The following is a 26737-nucleotide window of genomic DNA, read 5'->3' on the forward strand; positions in this document are numbered from 1 at the left end:
GTGATCACCCGAGGCAGTTGACTTGGAGGACGAGTTGGCGGGGCGGGCTCGCGAGCGAGCCATCGGACGCGATGGCGGTGAAGGTGACGTTCGCGGAGAGGCCTCCGTCGGTTGGGGGATCGAACGAGTAGGTCCACACGGAGCCGCTCCTGGCCATCGCAGCCGAGTTCGACACCAAGCCTGTCCACGAAAGGCTGACGCCCGTCACCGAGTGATCGTCGCTCGCCGCAACCGTGATGGTCGTCAGGTCGGTGCACCAGACCGGGTTTGAGGAAGCGGCCATGGTGACAATCGTCGGCGCCTGATTCACCGGTTGCGGTTGCGGTTGCGGTTGCGGTCGTGGCTGTGGCTGCGGACCCGGCTCGGGCTCGGGGTCCGGCTGCGGCTCGGGCTCCGGCTCGAGGGCGACGACCGTCGGGCAGGCGTCGCCGACCGGGAGCGACGCGACATCCAGGCCGCCATCGACCACGACATCCGCTCGGTCGAGCCACAGCACGCGGGAGAAGTCGTGCGGGTCGCGCACCCCGAGGAACGCACTGTCGTCGCTGCGCTCGAGAGCGAGCACGCGGGTGCCGGCCGGAAGCGAGCCGATCACGGCGCCCCCGGGCACACCGCGGCGGGCGCGTGCGCGTCGAGCACCGAGGTCGCACCGACCACGGCCACCTGCTCGGGCTCGGGGCCGAAGACACCGGCAGCGCCCAGGCCGCCACCCACGAGCCCGGCGACCACGACCACCCCCGCCCACGGGATCCACGCCGCACCGCCCAGCCCCGCCCACCCGGGAGCCACCGAGGCCGAGGCGGGAGCGCCGAGGTCGCCGGCCGCCACGCGCGCGCGCACGGCGTCGGCGACACCCGACGGGTCACCGGGTGCCGCTGCGCGCTCGAAAGCATCGCGCAGCAGAGCGTCGAGTTCGTCGTCAGCCACGGTGGTCCTCCTCCTCAGTCGGGCAGCGAGCGCCTTGCGCGCACGGTGCAGTTGCGTCTTGACGGTTCCGCTCGAGACCCCGAGGCCCTCGGCCACCTGCTCCACCGACTGGTCGAGCAGGTAGTGCAGCACGCACACCTGCCGCTGCTGTTCGGGCAGGGCCACGAGCGCGTCGCGCACGTCGACATCGAGGCCGTCGAGGTGCGGCGTCTCGGCCGCGACCTCGTCGAGTCCCGTCCGAGCGAGCGCGCGGGATTCGGCGGCACGCGAGCGGCGGATGTCACGGGCCCGGTTGCTCGCCACCACCGTGATCCAGGCGGCCAGGTTGGTGATCTCGCGCTCGGGCGGCCGTGCGAGGAAGCCGACGAGCGCGTCTTGCACGGCATCCGCGGCATCCTGGCGGTCTCCCGTGATGAGCCCCACGGCGGCGACGACGCGGCCGTACTCGTGCGTGACGAAGGCGTCGAGGTCCACCCCGGTCGTCTCCGCCATGCGCGTGCTCACATCCTTACGACGCCCGAGGGGGCGAGGAAGGTTGACACGGCGCCGCCGAGAGCGGCGTGCGGCTCAGCCGAAGAGGATCGCGGCCTCGTCGTAGCGGGACTGCGGCACCGTCTTGAGCCGCCCGAGGGCGTCCTCGAACGGCACGGTCACGATCTGCGTGCCCCGCAAGGCGACCATCTTGCCCCACTGCTCCTCCAGCACGATGTCGACGACGGCCATACCGTAGCGCGTCGCGAGCACGCGGTCGTAGGCACTCGGGGTGCCGCCGCGCTGGATGTGACCGAGTGTCGTGGCGCGCGTCTCGATGCCCGTGCGCTCCTCGATCTCGGGGGCGAGCTGGTCGCCGATGCCGCCGAGGCGCGGGCGCCCGAAGGCGTCGAGGCCGCGCTCGGAGTGCGCGTCGTTCATCGTGTCGAGTTGGAAGCCCTCGGCGACCACGATGAGCGGCGAGCGGCCACGGGCGCGAGCGGAGTCGACCCAGCCGCAGATCTCATCCATGCTCGTCTTGCGCTCGGGGATGAGGATCGCGTGCGCCCCGGCCGCCATTCCCGAGTGCAGGGCGATCCAGCCGACGTGACGGCCCATGACCTCGGCCACCATGCAGCGGCCGTGCGAGTCGCCCGTCGTGCGCAGGCGGTCCATCGCCTCGGTCGCGATCTGCACGGCGGTGTCGAAGCCGAAGGTGTAGTCGGTCGCGGAGAGGTCGTTGTCGACCGTCTTGGGCACGCCCACGATCTGGAGGCCCTCGTCGGTGAGCCGCTTGGCCGCAGCGAGGGTGCCTTCGCCGCCGATCGCGACGATGGCATCCATCTCGGTCTCGGCCATGACCTCACGCACGCGCTCGACCCCGCCGTACTCGAAGGGGTTGGTGCGCGAGGTGCCGAGGATCGTGCCGCCCTGCTTCGAGATGCCCATGACCTGCGGGCGTCCGAGGGGATACACGTCGGCCTCGACGAGGCCCTTCCAGCCGTTCTTGATGCCGACGAACTCGACGTCGTCGTGCTGGGTCAAGCCCTTGAGCACGGCCCCGCGGATGACCGCGTTGAGCCCGGGACAGTCGCCACCGCTGGTGAGGATTCCGATCTTCACCCGCTAATCATGCCCTGTTTTCCCGGCCCCGCCTGTCGCGGGAGCGCCCCCGCGCTCGGTAGAGTTCCCCGAGATCGGGTCTTCCCGGTCGCCACCACCATCACAAGGAGCGTCATGACCGACCCCAACGTCCCTGCTGCCCCCACGCCCCCGCCTGCTGCCGCCCCGGCCGCTGCACCCGGTGACTACCCGGGCAAGACCCTGGGAATCGTGGGCCTCATCCTCAGCATTCTCGCCGCGATCGTCGGCCTCATCGTGAGCGCCGTCGCCCTCTCCAAGTCGAAGAAGGCCGGCTACAAGAACGTGCCGGCCGTCGTCGGCATCATCATCGGCATTCTCGGCACCATCGGCTGGATCATCTTCTGGGCCGTCATCATCATCGGTGCCGTGACCCTCGCCAACGCGTGTGGCGAGCTCGGCCCGGGCGTGTACGACTACAACGGCACGACCCTCACCTGCGGCTGAACCAGCTGAATTCACCGAACGACGGGCCGGCGCGGAGAGATCCGCCCGGCCCGTCGTCGTTCGTGCGGATGCCGCGCCGTCGTCGGGCGCGGTCGGCGCCCGGGGTTAGCCTGAGCCGGATGGATCCGGTCACCACGCGCTACGCGCCCGCGCACCGCGTCGAGTTGCGGCTCGTGCTGGGGCCGCTCGCCCAGGGCCGCACCGACCCGACGATCCGGCGCGACGCCGACGGCTGGTGGCTCACCATGCGGCTCGCCTCCGGCACGGCGACCCTGCTGCTGCGGGAGGGCGCGGATGCCGTCGAGGCGCGCGCGTGGGGCGCGGGGGCCGAGGAGGCCGTCGCGGGGGTTCCGGCGCTGCTCGGCGCGGATGACGACTCATCCGGGTTCGAGCCCGCACGGCATCCGGTGGTCGCCCGGCTGCACCACGAGACCCCCGGGCTGCGGCTGGCTCGCACGGGCCGCATCCTGCCGGCACTGGTGCCGAGCGTGCTCGGGCAGAAGGTGACGGGCATCGAGGCCAAGAGCGCGTGGCGCGAGCTCGTGACGCGGCACGGCGATGCGGCACCGGGGCCCGCGCCGCTTGGCATGCGCGTCGTGCCGACCGCGGGCGTCTGGCGGCGGATCCCGTCGTGGCAATGGCATCGGGCAGGCGTCGGGCCGCAGCGTTCCGACACGCTCATGCGAGTGTTCTCGGTGGCCGACGCCCTCGAGCGGGCGGCGAGCGCCCCGGCCGCCGAGGCGGGGCGGCGGATGCGCACGATCGTCGGCATCGGCCCCTGGACGGTCGTCGAGACGCTGCAGCGTTCGCACGGCGACCCCGATTCGGTGAGCGTCGGCGACCTTCACCTATGCAAGCGCGTCGGCACGGCGCTCGCGGGCCGTCGCGTCGATGACGACGGCATGCTCGAGCTGCTCGAGCCCTGGCGCGGTCACCGCCAGCGCGTGGTGCGGCTTATCGAGGCGGCGGGTATCGGTTACGAGCGCCACGGTCCGCGCCTGGCGATCCCCGCACACCGCACGCGCTGACCCGCACCCTCCCGGTCGTCGCCGTCACCCATCGACGCGACGCATATCACCGCTCGGGTTGTGGGCACCCGACAGCCGTTTCACGCATCCGCGCACGGATCGTCTAGCGTGCCCGCGTGGGCATCCTCCGTCGACTTCCTCGTCTCCTCTGGCTCGCGTCCCGGGCTCCGAAGCTGCCTCCCTGGAGATCTACGACGTCTGCCGCTCGCCGCGTCGCGTGACGATCGGCGATCTCGACGAGCTGCGTCACATGAACAACGGCGCCTACCTCACCGCGCTCGACCATGCCCGGCAGGAGCTCGTGGTGCGCACGGGGCTCTGGAAGCGGATGCGGGATGCCGGCATGTACCCGGTGGTCGGCGCCCAGACGATCGCCTACCGCAAGTCGCTCACGCTGGGGCAGCGCTACGTGATCGAGTCGCGCTTCCTCGGTCTCGACGACCGCGCCGCCTATCTCGAACAGCGCTTCGTGGTCGACGGCGAGGTGTTCGCCCGGGCCTACGTGCAGGGCCGGTTCCTCTACGACGCCGGCGGCACCGTGCCGATGGACGAGCTCTCGCGCGTGAGCGGCATGGACCCCGTGGCGCATCCGCTTCCCGAGTGGTTGCACGAGTGGGCGACCCGCGTGCGCCTGCCGGGCACCCGCAGCCCCGCCCCCTCGACGTGGGAGTGAGCCAAACGCTGTAGCGGTGGGTGTGGAGCCGCAGAGATGACTGCCGCGGGCCGCCAACCGCTACAGCGTTTGGCAGGGGCTCAGAGCTCGAGCACGGCCATCGCGGCGTGGTAGCCGCCGAGGCCGGACACGGCACCCCGCGGCGCGAGCCCGAGCCGCACAGCAGGATCCGCTCGTGCTGCGTCGCGACGCCCCAGCGCTCGGCGGAGGTGGCGAGCGATTCGCCGTCCTCGGCCCACGGCCACTCGAGCGGACCGTGGAAGATGTTGCCGCCGGGCATCCGGAGGCTGTGCTCGAGATCGCGCGTGGTCGCGGTCTCGATGCACGGGCGGCCGTCGGCATCCGTCATCAGCAGACTCTCGAGGGGCTCGGCGAGCACCGAGTCGAGTGAGTGCAGCACGGCGGCCTGCAGCTCGGCGCGGGCGGCATCCGGATCGCGGCCCTCGAGCAGCCGGTCGGGCGTCTGCAGGCCGAACACCGTGAGGGTCTGCGCCCCCGACTCCCGCAGCTCCGGCGAGAGGATGCTCGGGTCGGTGAGCGAGTGGCAGTAGCTCTCGAGCGGCAGCGGCGAGGGGATGCGGCCCTGGCTCGCGGCGGCGTACGCGGTGTCGATCGCGGCGAAGCCCTCGTGCACGTGGAACGTTCCGGCGAACGCGGCCGCCGGGTCGGCGGAGGAATCGCGCAGCTTCGGCAGGCGCGTCAGCAGCAGGTTGACCTTCACCTGGGCGCCCTCGGGACGCTCCGCGGTCTCGCCGAGCAGCCGCGCGAGTTCGTAGGGGGCGACCCCCGAGAGCACGACGCGGCCCGCGATCCGACGCTCGGTGTCGCCGCTGCGGTAGGCGACCTCGCCGTCGGGCGTGACGGAGGTGACCTCGGCATCCGTCACGAGCTCGGCGCCCGCCTCGCGTGCCGCCCGGGCGAGAGCCCCCGAGACGGCGCCCATGCCGCCCACGGGCACGTCCCAGTGCCCGGTGCCCCCGCCGATCACGTGGTACAGGAAGCAACGGTTGGCGGCGAGGGTGGGGTCCACCGCGGGCGCGAAGGTGCCGATGAGCCCGTCGGTGAGCACGACGCCGCGCACGAGGTCGTCGGCGAAGCGCCGCTCGATGGTCGCGCCCATGGGCGCCTCGACGAGCTGCTGCCAGACGCCGTCGTCGCCGACCGCCCGTCGCGCCTCGTCGCGCGTGAGCAAGGGGCCGGTGAGGGTGGGCCAGATCGCGCTCGCGAGGCGCGCCGTGTCGTCGCCGAAGGCGTTCCAGGCGAGGTGGTCGGATGCCGCCCCGATCGAGGCGAAGCTCGCCGCGGTCGCCTCGTCGTCGCCCGTGTCGACCAGCAGCCCGCGGTCGCTACCGGGCAGCGGTGTGTACGACGAGTACCGGCGCCGCGCGAGCTCGACGTCGAGCCGCAGATCGCGGCGGATGCGCTCGGGCAGCAGACTCACGAGGTAGGAGTAGCGCGAGAGTCGCGCGTCGACACCGGGGAACACCTCCGCCGAGACCGCCGCGCCGCCGAGGTGCGCCTGCCGCTCGAGCAGGGTCACGCTGCGTCCCGCGCCCGCGAGGTAGGCGGCCGCCACGAGGGCGTTGTGGCCACCGCCGACGATCACGACGTCACGCAGCTCGCTCATGCGGCAACCCTAGGTGATGGCGGAGCGGCGCAGCCGCGTCTCGAGATCACCCGCATCGCGCCCGACCTCACAGCGCGATGCGCGCGCCGTTCACCTCGGCCGCCGGCGCATCGAGCCAGGCGGCGAGACGCTCGGCGAGGACGGCTGCAGGGGTCCCGTCCTCGCCGAGCGAGCCGATGGAGAAGATGGTCGCGGCGCCATCCGCCGCGCCGAGACGCACCGCGAGTTCCGCGACCAGCTGCTCGGCATCCGCCTTCGCCCGTGCGTACGAGCTCGTCGCACCCGGGCGCACCGCCGTCGAGCTGATGATGGCGAGCCGTCCCTCGGATGCCGCGAGCTCGCCTTCGAACGCCGCGATGACGTGCGCAAGGGTGTCGACCAGCCGCGGCCGCAACCACGCGTCGGCCTCGGGGAGTCGCCCCGCGCCAACCCCCGACGAGATGCATGACGGCGTCGACGTGGCGGTGCGCCGAGACGATGTCCGTCGCGAGAGCGCGGGCCGCATCCCGGTCGGTGAGATCGACCACCCGGCGATCGGATGCGGTCACCGACTCGAGGCGGCCGGCATCCGTTCCGACGGCGATCACCGTGTCGCCACGGTCCCGCAGCCGCGCGCACACCGCGTGCCCTGCGGTGCCGCTGGCGCCCGTGACGACGACGTTCATGCGCTACCCGGTGATGCCGCGGGTCGACTCGATGACGTCGGTCATCTTCTTGGCGAGGGCCTCGTAGAACATCGAGAGGGGAACTCGTCGTCGAGCACGGCGTCGGTGTAGCCCTTCGGGGCGCCCGCGAGCACCTCGTCGGGCAGGCCGCGCGCCCACACGGATGCGGGGTTCGGTTCGAGCGTGCCGCGCACGAGCTCGTAGGCGGCGAGCCAGTGCGCCGTCTTCGGCCGGTCGATCGATTGCCAGTAGAGCTCGTCGATCGCGTCGGAGAGGGCGATCACGACCTCCGGAACCGCATCCCAGTCGAAGGCGAGCTGGGTGTCGGTCCAGTGCAGCACGTGGTGCTGGTGCAGCCACGCGAACAGCAGCTGGCCGCCCAGCCCGTCGTAGTTGCGCACCCGCGACCCGGTGAGCGGGAAGCGGAAGATGCGATCGAACAGGATCGCGTGCTGCACGTGCACGGCACGGTCACGCGTCTGCTCGTCGGCGTTCTCGTCGCGCGCGAGGGCGACGCACTCGCGGAACGCGGTGAGATCGCAGCGCAGCTCCTCGAGCGAGTAGAGGAAGAACGGCATCCGCTGCTTGATCATGAACGGGTCGAACGGCAGGTCGCCGCGCATGTGCGAGCGGTCGTGGATGAGGTCCCACATCACGAAGACCTCCTCGGCGAGGTGCTGGTCTTCCATGAGGCGCTGTTGCGAGGGCAGCAGTTCGAGTTTGGTGACGTCGGCGGCCGCGTCGACCACGCGGCGGAACCGTGCGGCTTCGCGGTCTTGGAAGATCGCGCCCCAGGTGAAGGGCGGGATCTCGCGCATCGCGACGGTCTCGGGGAACAGCACCGCGGAGTTCGTGTCGTAGCCCGGCGTGAAGTCGATGAAACGCAGCGAGACGAACAGCTTGTTCGTGTAGCGCTCCTCGAGCTTCGCGATGAACGCGGGCCAGATCACCTCGACGATGAGGGCCTCGACGTGCCGGTCGGGCGAGCCGTTCTGGGTGTACATCGGGAACACCACGAGGTGGCGCAGCCCGTCGACACGGTGGCTCGCGGGGTCGAACGCCACGAGCGAGTCGAGGAAGTCGGGCACGCCGAAGCCCTCGGCCTCCCATTTTGCGAAGTCGGCGGGCAGCGCCTCGAGGTAGGCCGCGTCGTGCGGGAACGCGGGGGCGAGAGCACGGATGCCGCCCACGATCGCGGCGACGTGGCGGCTCGCCTCGGCGTGGTGCGCGGCATCGGGGATCGAGCCGTCCTTCTCCTGCAGCGCCTGGATGGCCGTGGCGGCCTGCTTGAGCTGGGCCCAGGCGGCGCTGTGCTCGGCGGTCGAGGCGTCCCCTTCGACAAGCTCAGGACGGCGTTCGACGACCTCGGGTTCTCCGATGATGGACGGGGTGTGGGCGATCGTGGTCATGGCGCCTCCTCTCAACCCTCGAGCCTAGGAAGGATTCCGGTGCAGAGGGTTGCCAACCGCGCACGAATGTTGCGTCGACGCAACGATCCGCGCACCTTCACAGCGCCAGCGCGCGCTCAGAGATCGTGGCGGGCGAGCCAGTCGCGCAGCAGGGAGGTGAAGCGCTCCGGATGCTCGACGCTCGGCAGGTGCGCTGCATCCGGGAAGCGCTCCTGCTGAGCCCCGGGATGCCGGCGGTCAGCAGCTCGGCGGCGACCTTCGCATCGCTGACGTCGTGATCGCCGATCACGACGAGGGTCGGCACCGCGATCTCGCCGAGTCGGTCGATCGCCGGATGCTCGGGTGGCGTCGCCTCGCCCGCGAAGTCCCAGTGCGCCGCGCCGACGTTGAGCTCGATCGCGCGCTCGAGGAAGTCGGGGTCGACCTCGTCGGAATCGCGCTCGGGCCCGAGATCCCACAGCTGCACCTCGATGCGCACGAGGGCGTCGACGTCCTCGGCGGCCTCCGCAGCATCCATCGCCCGCTCGAGTTCGCGCTCGTTCTCGGTGTAGTCGATGTCGTCGTCGGTCATGCCGCTCGGGTCGGCCCCGATGAGCACGAGTCCGCACACCCGGTCGGGGTGCGCGAGCGCCGCGTCGAGCGCGAACCGGCCGCCGCGAGAGGCACCCACGAACACCGCTCGCTCGACCTCGGCGGCGTCGAGCACGCGCAGCAGGTCGTCGACCTCGGAGTAGGCGACCGCCTCGCCGGGCGACTCACCGTATCCGCGGGTGTCGTAGCGCACCACGCGCCGATCGGCCGCGAGCGCGTCGAACTGCGGATCCCACATGGCCCGGGTCGCGACTCCGGCGTGCACGAACAGCACGGCAGGCGCATCCGGCGGCCCCGCGACGTCGTAGGCGAGCGTCGCGCCCGGCACGGCCATGGTGGGGGGCACGTCGCCAGACTAGGCGACACATGCGGCGCGCGATAGCCCCGTGTGCCGGGGCGGGCGAGGGTTCAGGATGCCGCGAAGCTCTGCGTGCCGATCACCGCGAGCATCGCGAGCTTGTCGGCGTCGGCGCTGCCGGGTGCCGCGGTGAACACGAGCAGGCGCTGGCCGGTATCGGTGTCGAGCAGCGTCTGGCAGTCGAGCGTCATGACGCCCACCTCCGGATGCTGCAGCCGCTTGGTGCGCGGATGCTTCGCCGCCACGTCGTGCTCGTTCCACAGCGCGGCGAACTCGGGGCTCAGCTGCAGCAGCTCACGCACGACCTCGCCCGCGCGGGAACCGGGCCGGACGCTCGCCTCGCGCAGCTCGGCCACGAAGACGCGTGCGTGCTGCGGATGGTCCTCGGCGACGTACACATCTCGCGACGCGGGGTCGGTGAACCAGCGGTACACCGTGATCCGCTCGAGACCCTGGCGCGCATCGTTGTCTCCGAGCAGCACCTTGGCGGAGGCCGTCTGGGCGAGGGTCTCACCGAGCTCGCTCATCACCTGTGCGGGAGTGTCGGGCAGGCGATCGAGGATGCGCAGCAGCGCGGGCGAGACGTGCGTGCTGCCTGCTCCGCGCTCGGGCGCCGGGTGCCCGGCGAGCCGGAACAGGTGGTCGCGTTCGTCGGCGCCGAGCCGCAGCGCGCGGGCCAGTGCACCGAGCACCTGCGGCGAGGGCTGCGGCCCGCGGGCCTGCTCGAGCCGGTTGAGGTAGTCGGTGGAGATGCCCGCGAGCTGGGCCACCTCCTCGCGGCGCAACCCCGGGGTGCGGCGGCGCGGGCCGCGCGAGAGCCCGACGTCCTCGGGGTGCAGAGCCTCGCGGCGGTGCCGCAGGAACTCGGCGAGCTGCGCGCGATCCATGCCCCCATCCTGCCGCTGCCCGCGCAGGCGAGCCAGGGATCGCCGATCCCTCGATCGACGCGTCCTGGATGCCCCCGCCGCACCCGCGCAGGCTGGCCGCATGAACGCATCCCGTATCACCCTCATCACCGGCGGCTCGCGCGGTCTCGGCCGCGCCGCCGCCCTCGCCCTCGCCGAGGCCGGCTCCGACATCGTGCTCACTTATCGCACCGAAGCGGATGCCGCTGCCGCGGTCGTCGCCGACGTCGCGTCGCGCGGGCGCCGCGCGGTGGCGCTGCAGCTCGACACCGCCGAGCCCGACGGCTTCGCCGACTTCGCGGCTCGCCTGCGCGACACGCTGCAGGCCACCTGGCAGCGCGACAGCTTCGACGCGCTCGTGAACAACGCCGGATTCTCGGGTGACACCCCTTCGGAGGCATCGAGCGCTCGGCGATCGACGCGCTCGTGGCCGTGCACTTCACGGGCGTCGTGCTGCTCACCCAGCAGCTCGCGCCGCTGCTCGCCGACGGCGGCAGCATCCTCAACGTCTCGACCGGCCTCACGCGTTTCGCCACCAACCCTGCGTACTCGGTGTACTCGTCGATGAAGGGCGCCATCGAGGTCTGGACCCACTACCTCGCCCGCGAACTCGGGCCCCGCCGGATCCGCGTCAACGCGATCGCACCGGGAGCGACGGCGACCGACTTCGCCGCCGGTGCCGTGCGCGACAACCCCCAGTACCGCGCCATGATCGAGCCGACCGTCGCGCTCGGGCGCATCGGCGAGCCCGACGACATCGGTGCGGCGGTCGCCGCGATCCTCGACCCGCGGATGGCGTGGGTCACCGGCCAGCGCATCGAGGCATCCGGGGGTCAGCGGCTCTGAGCCGCCGCCGTCAGGGCACGGCGCGCACGAGCGAACCGCCCGGGAACTCGACGAGGTAGCCCGTGCCCTGCTGCGGCTCCGACGGTGGGTAGTCGGTCGACACGATCTGGGCGCCGGATGCGAAGGCCGTTTCGCGACGCTCCGCACCTGTGGCGAGGTCGGCATCCGCGCGCGTGCGCACGATGACACCGTCGGCGAGGGCGGTCGCGACTCGCGGATCGTCGGGCTCGTCGATGATCGCGAACCGCGCATCGGGGGCGCCCGTCTTCGACGAGGTGAAGAGGCTGCGGCCCGCGAGATCGGGGTGGCCGTCGAGGTAGAGCTCGCGCACCTGCTCGTTGTCGCCGAAGTAGAGCAGCACGCGGTCGCGCAGCTCGCCGACGGTCGGCCACGCGGCCTCGAGGCCTTCGTCGAGATCGCTCGGCGCGAAGAGGCGCTCGCCGAGGGTGTCGGACACGAGCGCGTCGAGCGCGTCGGCCGCGGCGGCGTCGAAGTCCTGCAGGCGCGGGTCGAGGTAGGTGTAGTCGTGCTTGACCTCGACCATGATGCTGATCGGCAGGTGGTCGGTGTGGCGCTCCGACCACAGCGCGATCTCTTCGAGACCGAGGGCGAGATCCGGAGCCGTGGCGCGGTTGCCGACGAGCGGCACGTGCACCGACCAGAACCGCTCGCCGTCCCAGCGGGCGTCGAGCTCGAAACTGCGGATGCCGGCGTCGAGCTGCTCGGTGAGCGTCGCGTGGTCGTACTGCAGCGCGTCGGCCTCGCCCGGCTCGACCAGCCGGATCACCTCGGTCTGCAGCCAGGTGGGCGCGAGATTGTAGCTGTTGTGCGTGGCGACCACCTGCAGCTCGTCGTAGGGCAGCGCGTCGAACTCGTGGGTGTCGCCTGCTGGCACGCGCTCCGCGTCGAGCTCGCGGAGCTGCTGCATGCGTGAGGCTTGCTCCCGCACCGAGTCGCCGCCGATGATCGCGAAGTGCGACACGAGCGCCGCGAACGCGAGCACAAGCACTCCCACCACGACGCCCACGATGCGCAGAGCCTTCTTCACGCCGCCCCCTTTGTTGCGCCCTTGCTGCCCCCATGCCGGTCGCCCCACGCTAGCGGGTGCGCGAGCTCGCTCTGCGCCCTGCACGCGGCCGCCACCTTCTCCGCGCACATCGAGAGGGCGCAAACCGTGCTTCCCGCCGCATCCGAACCACCGTTCGCGCCCTCTCGGCGACGCACGAGCGCAGGCGGGAGGTCATCGAGACGGCAGTTCCGACCCATCCGTGGAACGTCTTCGGGTCGAAACTGCCGTCTCGGCGCGGTCGGCAGCGGACGCGATGCGGATCCGGATGCGGCAGAGGCACCGCGAATCGCTAGAGTTCTCGCGGCGAGGAGGCCTCATGGAATCGACGATCGTGTACCGCGTGGAGCCGAGACTGCGAATGCTTCAGTCCGCGGTCTATCTCGTCCCAGCGCTCGCGGTCATCCCCATGCTCTTCTTCGCGCGGGGCGACCGGCTCCTTCCACTTCTCCTATGGGGAGCCCTCGTTGTCATCGCCGTTGTGATGATCGTCGGCGTCCACCGCACGAGGTTGGTGCTTGAAGACACCCACCTCACGGCCGTAGGCGTCTTCCGCACGCGGGTGCTGATCAGGGAACGCGTGCTCGGCCTCAGCGTGGCGTCGGGCATCCCCATCCTCGGTTGGCAGAACGAGCGCGGAGCTGAGCGCGCGTGGCCGTTGCTGGCGCTGTATGTCGCGCCGATGTTCTCGCGGCTCGTGCCCGGCGCGCTGCACCGCCGTCAGCAGTTCATCGACCGGGTGAATGCATGGGCGGCATCCGCCCTCGACGCCCGCCGCTAGAAGATCATCGGGCGGTCGTCGTCATCCGAGATGCCGAGGTCGAGGTCGACCACGACCGGCACGTGGTCGCTCGGGCCGTCGCCCTTGCGCTCCTCGCGGTGGATGGATGCGTCGACGACGCGGTCGGCGAAGGCCTGCGAGCCGAGGATGAAGTCGATGCGCAGCCCCTCGTTGCGCGGGAAGCGCAGCTGCTTGTAGTCCCAGTAGGTGTAGCCCTCGGGACGGATCGGACGCACGACATCCGTGAGGCCGGCGGCCTCGAGCGCGGCGAACGCCTCGCGCTCGGGCGGCGAGATGTGGGTCGAGAGTCCCGGGACGAGGCTCGGGTCGCCGACGTCGGAGTCGAGCGGGGCGATGTTGAAGTCGCCCATGAGCGCGAGCGGGAGCTCCGGCTGGGCCGCGAGCCACTCGCGCACGTCGGCGGTGAGCGTCGCGAGCCAGTCGAGCTTGTAGAGGTAGTGGGGGTCGTCGAGCGAGCGGCCGTTGGGCACGTAGAGGCTCCACAGGCGCAGGCCCTCCACCGTGGCGCCGATCGCGCGCGCCTCGATCGGCACATCCGTGCCCTCGTGGCCCTTCAGGAAGCCGGGTTGGCCCGGAAAGCCGATCTCGACATCCTCGATCGGATGCCGCGCCGCGATCGCGACGCCGTTCCACTGGTTGAGGCCGTGCAGCACCACCTCGTAGCCGGCATCCTGGAACGCCTCGTAGGGGAACTGCTCGGGCTTGCACTTGATCTCTTGGAACGCGACGACGTCGACGTCTTCGCGCAGCATCCAGTCGATCGCCCGGGCGTGACGCGTGCGGATCGAGTTGATGTTCCAGGTCGCGATGCGCATGCGCTCAACGCTAGCGCCCACCGGTGTCGGTCAAGCGCTGCAGCGTTGTGCCGCGCGCGCCCGCGATCGCTGCCGCCCGGTGGCAAGCGCTACAGCGTCTGGCATCCGGTCGCACCCTAGGCTGTACGGCGTGACCGACGCCCGCACCCAGCTCATCGAGCACATCACGAACGAGGCCGTCTTCCATGGCGACTTCACGCTCACGAGCGGCAAGAAGGCCAGCTACTACATCGACCTGCGCAAGCTCAGCCTCGACCACCGTGTCGCGCCGCTCATCGGGCAGGTCATGGTCGACCTGATCGCGGAGCTTCCGGATGTCGACGCCGTCGGTGGTCTCACGATGGGCGCCGACCCGATCGCCGCCGCCGTGCTGCACCAGGGAGCGGCGCGCGGGCTCAGCTACAACGCGTTCGTCGTGCGCAAGGAGCCCAAGGACCACGGGCGCGGCAAGCAGGTGGAAGGCCCCGACCTCGCGGGCAAGCGCGTCGTCGTGCTGGAAGACACCTCCACGACCGGCGGCTCGCCCCTCACCGCGATCGAAGCGCTCACGAAGGTCGGCGCGGAGGTTGTGGCCGTCGCCGTCGTCGTCGACCGTGCCACCGCGGCGCAGCGGCGCATCGAGGCCGCCGGTTATCCGTATCTCGCCGCCATCCGCCTCTCCGACCTCGGACTCGAGCCCCAGTAACCCCCACCACGATGAACGACCGACCCCGCGACGACGACGAGCCCTCCGCGAGCGACTGGCTCGCGGCCCAGTTCGCTGCCGATGAGGCCGAGGCGACGCCGACTGCGACCCCGGTGCCGACTCCGGCTGCGAACCCGACGCCGGAACAGCCGCCGACGCCGGAACAGCCCGCAGCACCGTCGCAGCCGTCGGCACCGTCGCAGCCTCGGGTGTCGCAGCCGCCGGTTGCACCGCCGACCGCTGCGCCCCCGTGCCGCCGACGGTCGTGCCGCCCGCGGTAGCACCCGCGGCACCGCCCGCCGCGCCGCCCGCCGCGCCGACTCCGCCGACCACCGCGCCGCCCGCAGCGGGCGGGTTCTCCTGGGGCCTGAAGTCGGGAGCCTCGACCACACCGCCCACGTCGCCCGCCCCCGCGTCCCCGGTGCCGCCGCCGTCGACCGTGCAGCCGCCGTCGGTGCCGCCCGCTTCGGTGCCCCCGACGGCTGCGCCCGCGTCGCCCGCCGCGTCGCCCGCGGCCGTACCGCCGACCTCCTCGGCTTCAGGGCCGCCGTCGAACGTGCCGCCGTCGAACGTGCCGCCGTTCACCGTGCCGCCGTCTCACGTGCCGCCGCCCTCGGCGCCGCCGGCGCCGCCGACCGCCGCGCCCGCGCCACCGCCGGCCCCGACGCCTCCCTTGACCGTGCCGCCCGCGTCGGTACCGCCCTCGACGTCGGTGAGCTCCCCGGCTCCGGTGCCGCCGCCGGTCGCGCCCGCGCCGCTCACCTCGCCGCCGGTCAACGGCCTTCCGCCGTCCGATGTCCCGCCGCCACCCGCCGACGTGTCCCCGCCCGGAACCCTCGTGCCGCCGCCGGCCCCCGTACCCCCGCCGCTCATCGAGCCGAGCGAGCCACCGCCGACCGTCGCCTGGACACCCCCGCCGTCCGAGCCGCCGGCCGCGCCCGGCGCTCCCAGCTGGGATGTGCCGACGCAGATGATGGATGCCGTGCCGGCGCCCGCCGAGCCCGCTGCGACCCAGCCGCCCGCGTCGCAACCCGAACCGACGGAGCCGCTCGTGGCATCCGAGCTCGCCGCCACCGAGCTGCTCGGCGCGAGTGCGATCGCACAGGATTCGGGCACCACCTCGGCGCTCGAGTCGCTCTTCGGCGAGGAGAACTTCCGGGACTACGAAGCGGAGCCGGGCAGCTCGCAGGCACCGTTCGCCCGCGCCCGCACGCCCGAGGCGGTGCCCGAGGCCGCCCCGCATCGCGGCGAGATCTCGCGGGCGCAGAAGGTGCTGCTGGGCGTGGCGGGTGGCGTCGTCGCCTTGCTCGCCCTCGTGGCCCTGTTCCTGCTCGGAACGCGCCTGCCCGACCTCATCGGTCCCGCGGCCGCACCGCTGCCCAGTACATCGCCGAGCCCCAGCCCGAGTCCCTCCGCGACCGCGCTGCCGGTCGGGCCCGTCGAGCCGGGCGTCTGGGCGTGGGATGAGCTGCTCGGCGGCGAATGCCTCGCCGACTTCGACGACCCGTGGGCCGAGGAGTTCACCGTCGTCGACTGCGCGGAACCGCATCCGGCGCAGCTCGTCTACCGTGGCGTCTTCCCTCCCTCGGCCGAGGGGGTCACCGACGATCCGTTCCCGGGAACCGAGGCGCTGCAGGGGCAGCTCGCCCTGCTGTGCTCGGCGCCGGGCGTGCTCGACCTCGCGGCCGCCGGGCAGTACACCGACGTGCAGTTCCTGGGCAGCTATCCGGCCACGAGCGAGCAGTGGGACGCGGGCGATCGCAGTTACTACTGCTTCGTGAACCGCAGCTCGGGTGAGCCGCTCACCGGCTCGCTCGCGGTGCCGCCGCCGGCACCCGCCGAGGGCGAGGCGACAGGTTGACGCCGAGCGCTACCGAAAACCGCGAGCGCTACCGGTCTACGGGCAGCGCTCGCGGATTCGGGTAGCGCTCGCGGAGAGGGGCTCCGGCTACGGCAGCAGCTCGTGCACGCCCGCGAGCGTCTCCGAGGGACGGAACGGGTAGCGCGCGATCTCGGCCGCGTCGCTGATGCCGGTGAGTACGAGCACCGTGTGCAGGCCCGCCTCGATGCCGGCGACGATGTCGGTGTCCATGCGGTCGCCGATCATCGCGGTGGTTTCGGAATGGGCCCCGATCTTGTTCATCGCCGAGCGGAACATCATCGGGTTCGGCTTGCCGACCACGTACGGGTCCTTGCCGGTGGCCTTCGTGATGAGCGCGGCGATCGCACCGGTGGCGGGCAGCACGCCGTCCGCCGACGGCCCGGTGGCATCCGGGTTCGTGGCGATGAAGCGCGCCCCGTCGTTGATCAGGCGGATCGCCTTGGTGATCGCCTCGAAGGAGTAGTTGCGGGTCTCGCCGACCACCACGAAGTCGGGCGCGGTCTCGGTCATCACGAATCCCGCCTCGTGCAGCGCAGTCGTGAGCCCCGCCTCGCCGATCACGAACGCCGAACCGCCGGGGATCTGGCTCTTGCAGAACTCGGCCGTCGCGAGCGCCGAGGTCCAGATGCGCTCCTCGGGCACCTCGAGACCGGATGCCCGCAGCCGCGCCGCGAGGTCGCGCGGCGTGAAGATCGAGTTGTTGGTGAGCACGAGGAACGGGGTGCCCGACTCGACCCACTGGTGGATGAGTTCGGGCGCACCCGGAAGCGCGTGGTTCTCGTGCACGAGCACGCCATCCATGTCGGTGAGCCAGCTCTCGATGTGCGGCCGGGCCTCGTGCTGCGGGGTCATGCCCCCAGCGTATCGACGCGCCGCGCGCCGCTCAGCCGAACAGTCGCGCGGAGGCGATGCGCGCGCCCTCGGTGAGCGCCTCGATCTTCGCCCAGGCGATCTGCGGGTGCACCCGCCCGCCGAGCCCGCAGTCGGTCGAGGCGATGACGTTGTCGGGGCCGACGACCGACGCGAAGGCCTCGATGCGGTCGGCGACGAGCTCCGGATGCTCCACGACGTTGGTCGAGTGCCCCACGACGCCCGGGATCACCTTCTTGCCCGCGGGCAGCTGCACCTCGCGCCACAGCTTCCACTCGTGCTCGTGCCGTGCGTTGGCCGCCTCGAACGAGTAGGCGCCGGCGTTCACCTCGAGCATGAGGTCGATGATGTGCCGGAACTCGATGTCGGTCGTGTGCGGGCCGTGCCAGCTGCCCCAACAGAGGTGGTAGCGGATGCGGTCCTGCGGCAGGTCGCGCAGCGCCCAGTTGAGGGCCTCGATGTGCTCGCGGGAGAACGCGCGGTAGTCGTCGACGCTCGGCTCGGGGTTGATCTGATCCCAGTTCTCGGCGAGTGAGGGGTCGTCGATCTGCAGCACGAGGCCCGCCTCGATGATGGCGGTGTACTCCTCGCGGAGCGCCGCCGCCCACGCCCACACGTAGTCCCGGTCGGTGGCGTAGTGCTGGTTGAGCACGCGGGCGGCCGAGCCGGGCGCGATGCTCGTGATGAAGCCGGTCTCGAGCCCGTTCGCGGCGAGAGCGGCCTTCAGGTTGGCGATGTCGGCGGCGACCGCGTCGTGCCCGATGTAACTCAGTTCGCCGGTGGCGCTCGGGAAGGGGGTGGCGACACGTCCCGTGGGAATCGTGGCGGCATCCGCGTACGCCTCGGCGAAGGCGCCCCGGTCGCGTCGGTCACTGAACGAGGTGAGGCGGATGTTGCCGGGCTCCGCGCGCACGGGCGCCTGGTTGAGCGCGTTCTCCTCGGTGAGCGAGAGCCCCGACACCCGCTGGAACGAGTACGACCACCAGGCGCCGTAGTCGACTGCGCTCGACATGGCCTTGCCGAACTCGCCGTCGCCCACGAGCGTCAGCCCGGCATCCTTCTGGCGGGCCACGAGCCCGCCCACCGCCTCGGCGACGAGCGCGTCGAACTCGGGGGTGCGTTGCAGGGTGAAGCCGTCGTCGGCGAAGGTGCGGGCGCGATTCGCGGCGATGAGCTCGGCGGTGCGGGGCAGGCTGCCTGCCGTGGTGGTCTCGATACGACCGGACATGAGCGACTCCTGTGCGTGTGCGGCGAACGCCGTGGCGGGTGGGGAATCGCAGGCGGCGCGAGGCTTCGCTTGTGCGCTGCGTTGTTCCATCATGCGCCCGCCGTCCGCCGCGAGGCGAGCGGATGACGTCGTGCTACGCCACGAGGAAGCGCGCCCCCGGCAGCCGCCCGCGCATGACGGCCACGGCATCCGGGTTGGCGTCGACGAGCAGGAACCGGCGCCCGAGGGCGTGGGCCACGGCGCCGGTCGTGCCCGACCCGGCGAACATGTCGAGCACCGCGTCGCCCGGCGCGGTCGAGGCCTGCACGATGCGCCGAAGGATGCCCTCCGGCTTCTGAGTCGGGTACCCGGTGCGCTCGGCGCCGCTCGTCGCGACGATCGTGTGCCACCACACGTCGGTGGGCAGCTTGCCGCGCGCGACCTTCTCGGGGGTCACCAGACCGGGCGCCATGTAGGGCTCGCGATCGACGGATGCGTTGTCGAAGTAGTAGGCACCCGGATCCTTCACGTAGACGAGGATCGTGTCGTGCTTGGCCGGCCAGCGGCGGTTCGACTTGCCGCCGTAGTCGTAGGCCCAGATGAGCTCGTTGAGGAAGCACTCGCGCCCGAAGAGCGCGTCGAGGGCGACCTTGGCGTAGTGCGCCTCGCGGTAGTCGAGGTGGAGGTAGAGGGTGCCGCGAGCGTCGAGCAGGCGCCAGGCCTCAGCAAGGCGCGGCTCGAGGAACGCCCAGTAGTCCTCGAAGCGGTCGTCGTAGCCGTAGAGGGTGCGCACGACGGTGCGGTAGCGCTCGCCGCCGTAGCCCGTGCGGTCGCCGTCGGCGTCGCGCACCGTCTGCACGGCGCGATGTCGCTGGGTGCGGCCGGTGTTGAACGGCGGATCGAGGTAGATGAGGCGGAAGCTGTCGTCGGGCAGCGCGCGCGCCACCTCGAGGTTGTCGCCGAGCACGATCGTGTCGGGGCTCGCGGCGTGCCATTCCCCCGCATCCCAGCTCGAGCCCTCGGCCATGCGCCGACCTTAACAGCCCGGGGCGCCGCAGCGCGGCTGGAGCCGTGACCATGGGGCGGGGGTTGTTTCTCCCGCCACGCGGTGGTGGCTCCAGCCGCGTCGAGTTCGTCAGGCGGTGACGAGCGCCTCGAGGCGGTCGTAGCCCTCGCGCATCCCGGTCTCCATGCCGGATGCGACCATGCCATCGCGGGCCTCGAGCGTCGGGTAGACGGCGTGGCCCGAGAGGCGCGTGCGACCACCGCCGAGATCCTCGAACCGCATCGACTCGATGCTCACGGCATCCGGGTAGCCGAGGAACTCGAACGTCTGGATCGCGAACTCGTTCTCGCGCACGGTGTGGAACACGCCACGGAACCCGTACTCGTTGCCCTCGGGGTCGCGGTGCACGTAGCTCCAGTTGCCGCCGGAGCGGAAGTCCCACTCGGTCATGTCGGCCTCGTAGCCGTCGGGACCCATCCACTTCGCCACGAGGGCCGGGTCGCGGTGCGCCGCGAAGACGGCGCTCACGGGCGCGTCGAACTCGCGCTCGAAGTCGACGAACGGCAGGCCCTCGGGGGCCGTGACCTTCAGGGCGTTGCTCATGATTCCTTCTCCTTGCTGTCGTGTGGGGCGTCGGGGGCGGATGCGAGTAGGGCGTCGAGGGACCGGTACCGCCGCTCCATCTCGAGGCGGTAGCGATCGATCCACGCGGTGAGCCGTTCGAGCTGTGCGGGCTCGAGATGCACCGGACGACGCTGCGCGTCGCGGGTGCGCGTCACGAGGCCGGCCTGCTCGAGCACCTGGATGTGCTTCGACACCGCCTGGAGGGTGATGTCGAAGGGCTCGGCGAGTTCGTTCACGGTCGCGGGCCCCCGGCTCAGACGCGCGATGATCGCGCGTCTCACCGGGTCGCCCAGGGCGACGAACGCGCGGTTCAGTCGCTCCTCGGTGTCCATCTCGTCATCCACTATTCAACTATATCATTGATCAACTGATCTGTTGAATAAGATAACCGCACCCTCGCCGCCCGTCAACCCGGTCCGCGAAAGTACGCACTTTGGCTCGCATTCAGGCGCCTAGAGCGCAAAAGTACGTACTCTCGGGGACGTGGACGAGACGGATCGCACGCCGATCGGAGTCGGGCCGTGGCCCGGCGGCAGGGCGGCCTGGCCCGACGACCCGCGCTACGATCCCGAGCTGCTCGAGGGCGGCGATGCCCGCAACGTCGTCGACCGCTACCGCTACTGGCGCCTCGAGGCGATCGTGGACGATCTCGACGCGCGACGGCATCCGTTCCACGTCGCGATCGAGAACTGGCAGCACGACCTCAACATCGGATCCATCGTGCGCAGCGCCAACGCGTTCGGTGCCGAGGCGGTGCACATCGTCGGCCACCGGCGCTGGAACCGGCGCGGGGCGATGGTGACCGACCGCTACCAGCACGTGCTGCAGCATCCGAACATCGACGACCTCGTCGCGTGGGCGCGCGAGCACGAGTTGCCGATCATCGCGGTGGACAACACCGCGGGCGCCGTGCCCGTCGACGCGTTCGCGTTGGCCGAGCGCTGCATCCTGCTGTTCGGTCAGGAGGGTCCGGGGCTCACGGATGCGGCGGTCGCCGCGGCGTCGGCCCACGTCGAGATCCGCCAGTTCGGCTCCACCCGCTCGATCAACGCCGCGGCCGCGGCCGCCATCGTGATGCACGAGTGGGTGCGGCAGCACGTGCCCGCCTGATCCGCGAGAGTACGCACTTCTGACGCTCGCGGCGGCGTGTCGCGCCCCGAAGTGCGTACTCTCGCGGATCGGGCGGTGCCCGATAGGGTTGGGTGTAATCCCGTCCGCATTCAAGGGAGAAGAGCTATGCCCGCGATCGTGCTGATCGGCGCCCAATGGGGCGATGAAGGCAAGGGCAAGGCGACCGACCTGCTCGGCGACCGCGTCGACTACGTCGTCAAGTTCAACGGCGGCAACAACGCCGGCCACACCGTCGTGGTGGGCGACCAGAAGTACGCGCTGCACCTGCTGCCCTCGGGCATCCTCAGCCCGGGCGTGGTGCCGGTGATCGCCAACGGCGTCGTCGTCGACATCGAGGTGCTCTTCGCCGAGCTCGAGGCGCTCAGCGCGCGTGGCGTCGACGTGTCGCGCCTGCTCGTGTCGGCCAACGCCCACGTCATCACGCAGTACCACCGCACGATCGACAAGGTCACCGAGCGCTTCCTCGGCAAGCGTCAGATCGGCACCACCGGCCGCGGCATCGGACCGACGTACGCCGACAAGATCAACCGGGTCGGCATCCGCATCCAGGACCTCTTCGACGAGAACATCCTGCGGCAGAAGGTCGAGGGCGCTCTCGATCAGAAGAACCACCTGCTGCTCAAGGTCTACAACCGCCGGGCGATCACCGTCGACGAGGTCGTCGAGGAGCTGCTGGCCTACGTCGACCGGCTGCGCCCGATGGTCGCCGACACCTCGCTCGTGCTGAACCAGGCGCTCGACGCCGGCAAGACCGTGCTGTTCGAGGGCGGCCAGGCCACGATGCTGGATGTCGACCACGGCACGTACCCGTTCGTCACCTCGTCGAACGCCACGAGCGGTGGCGCAGCCACCGGGTCCGGTGTGGCGCCCAACCGGTTCGACCGCGTGATCGCCGTCGTCAAGGCCTACACGACGCGCGTCGGGGCGGGGCCGTTCCCGACCGAGCTCTTCGACGAGTCCGGCGAGTTCCTGCGCAGCGCGGGCTTCGAGTTCGGCACCACGACGGGCCGTCCGCGCCGCACCGGCTGGTACGACGCGCCGATCGCCCGCTACACGGCCCGCATCAACGGCGTGACCGACTTCGTGCTCACCAAGCTCGACGTGCTGACGGGTCTCGAGCGGATCCCGGTGTGCGTCGCCTACGACGTCGACGGAGTGCGCTTCGACGAGGTGCCGGTGAGCCAGTCGGACTTCCACCACGCGACTCCCGTTTATGAGGAGTTCCCGGGCTGGTCGGAGGACATCACCGGCGTGCGCTCGTTCGACGAGCTGCCCGCCAACGCCCAGGCCTACGTGCTCGCGCTCGAAGCCATGTCGGGCGCGCGCATCTCGGCCATCGGCGTGGGCCCGGGCCGCGACGCGATCGTGGTGCGGCACGACCTGCTCTGACGCGGGCGCGCGTTGCCGCCGCGTCACCGCCACCTCCCGCGGGTTGAGTAGCGCGCCGCCGGAGGCGCGGGCGTATCGAAACCTGGGTTGACGCCGCCGCGCGACGTTGTGCGGGGATGTCTCGGCGAGCCTGCCCTCGCGCAATATCGCGTGCTGGGGGTTTCGATACGCGCCGCGCCCAGCGCGCGACGCTACTCAACCAGCGGTGGGGGCGCGTGCGATCCGGAGGGCGTGCCGCGAGGGATTGTCGAGCGAAACGGGGGTGCGGATTCGGTTTCCGGACGCTGGCATCGGGACTGGCGGGAGCGCATCGCCGCCAGGCGATACGCGGGGGCATGCGTCCGGAAACCGGATCCGCTCCCCGCGAAGCGCCGAGGGCTCACCGCTCGGGCACGTGCAGCCGCGCGAGGAAGCGGTCGGTGCCCCGCGGGATGCCGCGCCGGTCAAGCCGTGACACGAGCACCATGGTGAGGGTCGCGAGCGGCACCGTCCACGCGGCGGGCTGATCGATGAGCGCGCCGGCGAGCCCGGCATCCGGCACGAGCCAGCCGAGCAGGATGGCGCTTCCGCACGCGACAGCGCCCGTCGCCATGCCCGCGACTGCGCCGCGCGCCGTGAGCCCCCGCCACCAGATGCCGAGCAGCAGGGCGGGGCACAGCGTGGAGGCCGTGAAGGCGAACACGAGCCCGACCGAGCCGGCGAGACCGGCCGAGTCGGTCACGGCGGCGACCAGCAGCGGCACGATCACCGAGAGCGCCGCCGCGATGCGGAAGCCGCGCACCGAGCCCGCGAACAGCTCCTGCGACACGACGCCGGCGAGCGACACCACGAGTCCCGACGATGTGGACAGGAAGGCCCCGAACGCGCCCGCGATCACGAGGGCCGTGAGCGCCTCGGCCCACGGCGACGGCAGCACCGCGTGAGGCAGGAGCAGCAGCAGCGCGTCGGGGTCGCCCGCGGCGAGCTCCGGCTGGAAGACGCGCCCGAGCATCCCGATCGCCACGGGGAAGAGGTAGAACACCGACAGCAGCCCGAGCACGATGAGCGTCGTGCGGCGGGCCGCGACCCCGTCGGGGTTGGTGTAGAAGCGCACGAGCACGTGCGGCAGCCCGAGGGTGCCGAGCAGCAGGGCCACGAGCAGCGACACCGCGCGATACACCGTGTCGGGATCGGCCACCGAGAACGGCGGGAACGCCTGCTCGAACGCGACCGTCGCATCCGGAGCCGCGCCCGGCTGCAGCAGCAGCACGAATACGACCGGAGCGGCGACGGCGGTGAGCTTGAGCCAGTACTGGAAGGCCTGCACGAAGGTGATCGAGCGCATGCCGCCTGCTGCGACCACGACGCCCACGATGACCGCCACGCCCACCGCCCCCATCCAGCGCGGCAGTCCCGTCGTGATGCCGACGGTGAGGGCGGCGCCCTGCAGCTGCGGCACGATGTAGAGCCAGCCGATGAGGATCACGAGCACCGAGGTCATGCGCCGCACCCCGCGCGACTCGAGCCGCGCCTCGGTGAAGTCGGGCACCGTGTAGGCGCCCGAGCGCCGCAGCGGCGCCGCGACGAACAGCAGCAGCATGAGGTAGCCCGCGGTGTAGCCGATCGGGAACCACAGCGCGCGCTCCCCTGCAACAGGATGAGCCCCGCCACGCCGAGCACGCTCGCGGCCGAGAGGTACTCGCCGCCGATCGCGGATGCGTTGAGCCACGGCCGCACGGTGCGGCTCGCCACGTAGAAGTCGCTCGTGGTGCGCGAGATCCGCACCCCGAAGAAGCCGATGAGCACCGTCGCGATGGTGACCGCGGCGATCGAGGCGTAGCCGAGCACGGGGGTCACGTGTCGTCTGCCAGGGAGCGGTAGCGCGACTCGTTGCGGGATGCCGTGCGCACGTAGAGCGCCGCGATCGCGATGAGCACGGGGAACAACCCGGCGCCCAGCACGATCCACGACACCGGCACGCCTGCCACCCGCACGGCGTCGAGCCCCGGCACGATCGTGAAGACGAGCGGCACCCCCACGAGCACCACGATGAACGCGGCAGCGCACACGACGGCGACGCGCAGTTGCGAGCGGATGAGCGAGCGGATGTAGAACGCCCCCGGATCCGCGCCCGTCGCGCCGGTGGTAACCCGGCTGGTGTCGTCGTCGTGACGCGGTGCCGTGACGCGCACTCGCGGCGGCGGTGCCGCGCGCGGGTCGTCGAGCCCCGCGCCGTCGTCCGCCGTCATCCGCCGGCCCGCAGGCGCCGGGCGTCGAGCGCCTCACGCAGTGCGGGCTGTAGGCGGCGCGACACCGGCAGCTCCACCTGACCGATCGTGACGGTCGCGTGGCCGGGGCCGCCGCGCATCCGGCTCACGTGGTCGAGCTGCACGAGGTAGGAGCGGTGCACCCGCAGGAAGCCCGCCTCCGCCCACTGCCGCTCGAGGTCGCTGAGCGGGATCCGCACGAGGTAGCTCGACTCGTCGGTGTGCAGGCGGGCGTAGTCGCCCTGGGCCTGCACGTAGCGCACGTCGTCACGGCGGATCATGCGCGTCGTGCCCCCGAGCGTCACGGCGACGAGTTCGGGGCGCGGCACCGGTCCCGTGGCGGGGGCGGCCCGCATCCCGTCGATCACCCGGTCGAGGGTGCGGGCGAGTCGTTCGAGGCGCACGGGCTTGAGCAGATAGTCGACGGCGGCGAACTCGAAGGCTTCGAGCGCCTGGTCTTCGTCCGCCGTTACGAACACCAGAGCGGGCCGGTGCTCGAAGCGCCCCAGGGCACGCGCGAGGTCGAAGCCCGACAGCCCCGGCATGTGGATGTCGAGGAAGGCGGCGTCGACGGTGCGTTCGGAGAGCAGCCGCACGGCCTCCGCTCCCGATGAGGCGCGGTGCACCGCCGCGATGCGGGGCTCCTGCCCCAGCAGGTAGGCCAGTTCGTCGAGCGCGGGCGGCTCGTCGTCGGCGATGAGCACCGAGATGCTGCGGTCGATCATCCAGCGAGCCTCCCCTCGCTCGCGTGCAGCGGCTGCGACTTCGGCACGCGCATCGTCACGAGCGTGCCGGCGCCGACGTTGGTCTCCACGACGAGCCCGAAGTCCTCGCCGTACACCTGTCGGAGGCGCGTGTCGACGTTGCGCAGCCCCACGTGTTCGCCTGTCGCGCGGCCCGCGAGCACATCGCGCGCGAGTTGGGGATCGATGCCGACGCCGTCGTCCTCCACCGTGATGAGCGCGCACGCCCCGGCATCCGAGGCGGTGATCGTGACCCGCCCGCCGCGCTCGGTCGACTCGAGCCCGTGGCGCACGGCGTTCTCGACGAGCGGCTGCACCGAGAGGAACGGGATGACGGTGGCCAGCAGCTCCGGCGCGATCTGCAGCGTCACCTCGAGGCGGTCGCCGAATCGGGCGCGCTCGAGGCGCAGGTACCCGTCGACGCTGCGCAGCTCTTCGGCGACGGTCGTGAAGTCGCCGCCCGTGCGGAACGAGTAGCGCGTGAAGTCGGCGAACTCCACGACGAGCTCCCGCGCCTTCGCGGGGTCGGTGTGGATGAAGGAGGCGATCGCCGTGAGGGCGTTGTAGATGAAGTGCGGGCTGATCTGGGCGCGCAGCGCCTTCACCTGCGCCTCGGCGAGCGCCGCCCGGGAGGCGTCGAGCTCGGCGAGCTCGAGCTGCGTCGACACCCAGCGGGCCGCCTCGCCCGTCGCGCGCACGAGGCCGGGTCGTGCCCCGCGCGCGAAGGCGACGAGCGTGCCGGCCCGCACGCCGCTTCGCAGGATGGGCGCCGAGACGGCATCGACGGCATCCCGTCCCTGACCCGCGATGGCGCGGTGCAGCTGCGGCTTGGGACCGGACCGCGTGGCGATCGCGCGCGCGGCGGCCTCGCGGAACGCATCCGCCCCGTCGACCGCGAGCACGCCGCCGACGCCCGCGATCGCGAGCCCCTCGCAGTCGAGCATGGCCCGCAGGTCGCGGGCTGCGCGCACCGTGTCGCCCCCTCGAGACCCGCCCGCAGGTGCTCGGCGGCGCGGGTGGCGAGGTGCAGCGTCGTGAACCGGGCCCGTTCCGCCTCGGTTCCGAGTTCGCGCGGACCCGGTGCCAGCCGACGCACGACGAGATACCCCGCGACAGCCAGCAGCGCGACGGCTGCGACGATCGCGAGGCCGCTCCACAGCGACTCGGCCATGCAGGCCAGGTTA

At 71.7% G+C, this 26737-nt stretch carries 25 protein-coding genes and 5 pseudogenes; 10 read left to right on the forward strand and 20 right to left on the reverse strand.

Annotated features, from left to right (window positions below):
• Positions 1-4 precede the first annotated feature (4 nt).
• The 3 genes from QQK29_RS06200 to QQK29_RS06210 all read right to left on the reverse strand — a co-directional run bounded on the left by QQK29_RS06200 (position 5) and on the right by QQK29_RS06210 (position 2520).
• Complete coding sequence (locus QQK29_RS06200; RefSeq protein ID WP_284298698.1) at positions 5-523, reverse strand: hypothetical protein; 519 nt, start codon at positions 521-523, stop codon at positions 5-7.
• Positions 524-591: 68 nt separating this feature from the next.
• Positions 592-1419 carry an RNA polymerase sigma factor gene (locus QQK29_RS06205; RefSeq protein WP_284298700.1) on the reverse strand — a complete coding sequence of 276 codons (828 nt, stop codon included), beginning with the start codon at positions 1417-1419 and terminating at the stop codon, positions 592-594.
• A 75-nt stretch (positions 1420-1494) separates the two neighbouring features.
• Positions 1495-2520 (reverse strand): 6-phosphofructokinase, encoded by a 1026-nt coding sequence (locus tag QQK29_RS06210; protein ID WP_284298701.1) that lies wholly within the window; start codon positions 2518-2520, stop codon positions 1495-1497.
• 114 nt (positions 2521-2634) lie between these two features.
• Between QQK29_RS06210 and QQK29_RS06215 the strand changes: the two genes are divergently transcribed.
• The 3 genes from QQK29_RS06215 (at position 2635) to QQK29_RS06225 (ending at position 4686) form a co-directional block, all read left to right on the forward strand.
• Positions 2635-2985: a DUF4190 domain-containing protein gene (locus QQK29_RS06215; protein WP_284298703.1), complete on the forward strand. Its 351-nt coding sequence runs from the start codon at positions 2635-2637 to the stop codon at positions 2983-2985.
• A 119-nt stretch (positions 2986-3104) separates the two neighbouring features.
• Positions 3105-4013 carry a DNA-3-methyladenine glycosylase family protein gene (locus QQK29_RS06220; protein WP_284298705.1) on the forward strand — a complete coding sequence of 303 codons (909 nt, stop codon included), beginning with the start codon at positions 3105-3107 and terminating at the stop codon, positions 4011-4013.
• 250 nt (positions 4014-4263) lie between these two features.
• Positions 4264-4686 (forward strand): thioesterase family protein, encoded by a 423-nt coding sequence (locus tag QQK29_RS06225; protein ID WP_284301914.1) that lies wholly within the window; start codon positions 4264-4266, stop codon positions 4684-4686.
• Between the two features lie 820 nt (positions 4687-5506).
• Here QQK29_RS06225 and QQK29_RS17855 read toward each other — a convergent pair.
• Positions 5507-6313: pseudogene (locus QQK29_RS17855) on the reverse strand (phytoene desaturase family protein); the annotation flags it as partial.
• Entirely contained in the window at positions 6310-6933 is a 624-nt protein-coding gene (locus QQK29_RS18545) for an SDR family oxidoreductase (protein WP_431308779.1), read from the reverse strand. The gene QQK29_RS18545 and the pseudogene QQK29_RS17855, both read right to left, overlap by 4 nt.
• Here QQK29_RS18545 and QQK29_RS06240 point away from each other — a divergent pair.
• A complete protein-coding gene (locus QQK29_RS06240) occupies positions 6827-7045 on the forward strand; it encodes a hypothetical protein (protein WP_284302049.1) in 219 nt (72 codons plus the stop codon). The genes QQK29_RS18545 and QQK29_RS06240 overlap by 107 nt on opposite strands.
• On the opposite strand, the pseudogene QQK29_RS06245 reads toward QQK29_RS06240, so the two are convergent.
• The 3 genes and pseudogenes from QQK29_RS06245 to QQK29_RS06255 form a co-directional block, all read right to left on the reverse strand.
• Positions 6982-8387: pseudogene (locus QQK29_RS06245) on the reverse strand (DUF6421 family protein). The gene QQK29_RS06240 and the pseudogene QQK29_RS06245 overlap by 64 nt on opposite strands.
• A gap of 97 nt (positions 8388-8484) precedes the next feature.
• Positions 8485-9324, reverse strand: a complete 840-nt coding sequence (locus QQK29_RS06250) for an alpha/beta fold hydrolase (RefSeq protein ID WP_284298709.1) — start codon at positions 9322-9324, stop codon at positions 8485-8487.
• Between the two features lie 62 nt (positions 9325-9386).
• On the reverse strand, positions 9387-10223 hold the full coding sequence (locus QQK29_RS06255) for a helix-turn-helix transcriptional regulator (protein ID WP_284298711.1): 837 nt from the start codon (positions 10221-10223) through the stop codon (positions 9387-9389).
• Between the two features lie 100 nt (positions 10224-10323).
• Here QQK29_RS06255 and QQK29_RS06260 point away from each other — a divergent pair.
• A pseudogene (locus QQK29_RS06260) lies at positions 10324-11087 on the forward strand (SDR family NAD(P)-dependent oxidoreductase).
• 10 nt (positions 11088-11097) lie between these two features.
• Here the strand turns inward: QQK29_RS06260 and QQK29_RS06265 are convergent.
• Entirely contained in the window at positions 11098-12135 is a 1038-nt protein-coding gene (locus tag QQK29_RS06265) for a Ca2+-dependent phosphoinositide-specific phospholipase C (RefSeq protein ID WP_284298713.1), read from the reverse strand.
• A gap of 337 nt (positions 12136-12472) precedes the next feature.
• Between QQK29_RS06265 and QQK29_RS06270 the strand changes: the two genes are divergently transcribed.
• Positions 12473-12934: a hypothetical protein gene (locus QQK29_RS06270; protein WP_284298715.1), complete on the forward strand. Its 462-nt coding sequence runs from the start codon at positions 12473-12475 to the stop codon at positions 12932-12934.
• Here QQK29_RS06270 and QQK29_RS06275 read toward each other — a convergent pair.
• Entirely contained in the window at positions 12931-13770 is an 840-nt protein-coding gene (locus QQK29_RS06275) for an exodeoxyribonuclease III (protein ID WP_284298718.1), read from the reverse strand. The two genes, QQK29_RS06270 and QQK29_RS06275, sit on opposite strands and share 4 nt — an antisense overlap.
• A 130-nt stretch (positions 13771-13900) precedes the next feature.
• Between QQK29_RS06275 and pyrE the strand changes: the two genes are divergently transcribed.
• Complete coding sequence (pyrE, locus tag QQK29_RS06280) at positions 13901-14455, forward strand: orotate phosphoribosyltransferase (RefSeq protein WP_284298719.1); 555 nt, start codon at positions 13901-13903, stop codon at positions 14453-14455.
• 597 nt (positions 14456-15052) lie between these two features.
• On the opposite strand, the gene QQK29_RS06285 is transcribed toward pyrE, so the two are convergent.
• Positions 15053-15217 (reverse strand): hypothetical protein, encoded by a 165-nt coding sequence (locus tag QQK29_RS06285; RefSeq protein WP_284298721.1) that lies wholly within the window; start codon positions 15215-15217, stop codon positions 15053-15055.
• Between the two features lie 55 nt (positions 15218-15272).
• Between QQK29_RS06285 and QQK29_RS06290 the strand changes: the two genes are divergently transcribed.
• Entirely contained in the window at positions 15273-16316 is a 1044-nt protein-coding gene (locus QQK29_RS06290) for a septum formation family protein (RefSeq protein ID WP_284298723.1), read from the forward strand.
• Positions 16317-16403: 87 nt separating this feature from the next.
• Here QQK29_RS06290 and QQK29_RS06295 read toward each other — a convergent pair whose 3' ends face one another.
• From QQK29_RS06295 to QQK29_RS06315, 5 genes are all read right to left on the reverse strand, one after another.
• Complete coding sequence (locus QQK29_RS06295) at positions 16404-17189, reverse strand: HAD-IIA family hydrolase (protein WP_284298725.1); 786 nt, start codon at positions 17187-17189, stop codon at positions 16404-16406.
• Between the two features lie 31 nt (positions 17190-17220).
• Entirely contained in the window at positions 17221-18435 is a 1215-nt protein-coding gene (locus QQK29_RS06300; protein ID WP_284298727.1) for a cobalamin-independent methionine synthase II family protein, read from the reverse strand.
• A 133-nt stretch (positions 18436-18568) separates the two neighbouring features.
• Positions 18569-19441, reverse strand: coding sequence for a DNA-methyltransferase (locus QQK29_RS06305; protein ID WP_284298729.1), 873 nt, complete (start codon positions 19439-19441; stop codon positions 18569-18571).
• A 108-nt stretch (positions 19442-19549) separates the two neighbouring features.
• Positions 19550-20023, reverse strand: coding sequence for an SRPBCC family protein (locus QQK29_RS06310; protein ID WP_284298732.1), 474 nt, complete (start codon positions 20021-20023; stop codon positions 19550-19552).
• Positions 20020-20376 carry an ArsR/SmtB family transcription factor gene (locus QQK29_RS06315; RefSeq protein WP_284301915.1) on the reverse strand — a complete coding sequence of 119 codons (357 nt, stop codon included), beginning with the start codon at positions 20374-20376 and terminating at the stop codon, positions 20020-20022. Before QQK29_RS06315 ends, QQK29_RS06310 begins: the two co-directional genes overlap by 4 nt.
• Before the next feature lie 151 nt (positions 20377-20527).
• On the opposite strand from QQK29_RS06315, the gene QQK29_RS06320 reads away from it, so the two are divergent.
• Together QQK29_RS06320 and QQK29_RS06325 are read left to right on the forward strand one after the other, a co-directional pair.
• Complete coding sequence (locus QQK29_RS06320) at positions 20528-21154, forward strand: TrmH family RNA methyltransferase (protein WP_284298734.1); 627 nt, start codon at positions 20528-20530, stop codon at positions 21152-21154.
• Positions 21155-21280: 126 nt separating this feature from the next.
• Positions 21281-22564, forward strand: a complete 1284-nt coding sequence (locus QQK29_RS06325; RefSeq protein ID WP_284298736.1) for an adenylosuccinate synthase — start codon at positions 21281-21283, stop codon at positions 22562-22564.
• A gap of 379 nt (positions 22565-22943) precedes the next feature.
• On the opposite strand, the pseudogene QQK29_RS06330 reads toward QQK29_RS06325, so the two are convergent.
• The 4 genes and pseudogenes from QQK29_RS06330 to QQK29_RS06345 all read right to left on the reverse strand — a co-directional run bounded on the left by QQK29_RS06330 (position 22944) and on the right by QQK29_RS06345 (position 26724).
• Positions 22944-24400 (reverse strand): annotated as a pseudogene (locus QQK29_RS06330) (sodium/solute symporter).
• Positions 24397-24792, reverse strand: a complete 396-nt coding sequence (locus tag QQK29_RS06335) for a DUF485 domain-containing protein (protein WP_284298738.1) — start codon at positions 24790-24792, stop codon at positions 24397-24399. Before QQK29_RS06335 ends, QQK29_RS06330 begins: the two are co-directional and overlap by 4 nt.
• Positions 24789-25535, reverse strand: coding sequence for a LytR/AlgR family response regulator transcription factor (locus QQK29_RS06340; protein ID WP_284298740.1), 747 nt, complete (start codon positions 25533-25535; stop codon positions 24789-24791). The genes QQK29_RS06335 and QQK29_RS06340 overlap by 4 nt, the downstream gene beginning before the upstream one ends.
• Positions 25532-26724: pseudogene (locus QQK29_RS06345) on the reverse strand (sensor histidine kinase). Before QQK29_RS06345 ends, QQK29_RS06340 begins: the two are co-directional and overlap by 4 nt.
• Positions 26725-26737 lie beyond the last annotated feature (13 nt).

This window comes from Homoserinibacter gongjuensis (genome assembly GCF_030161875.1).
In the GTDB taxonomy this organism is placed as follows: Bacteria; Actinomycetota; Actinomycetes; order Actinomycetales; family Microbacteriaceae; genus Homoserinibacter; species Homoserinibacter gongjuensis.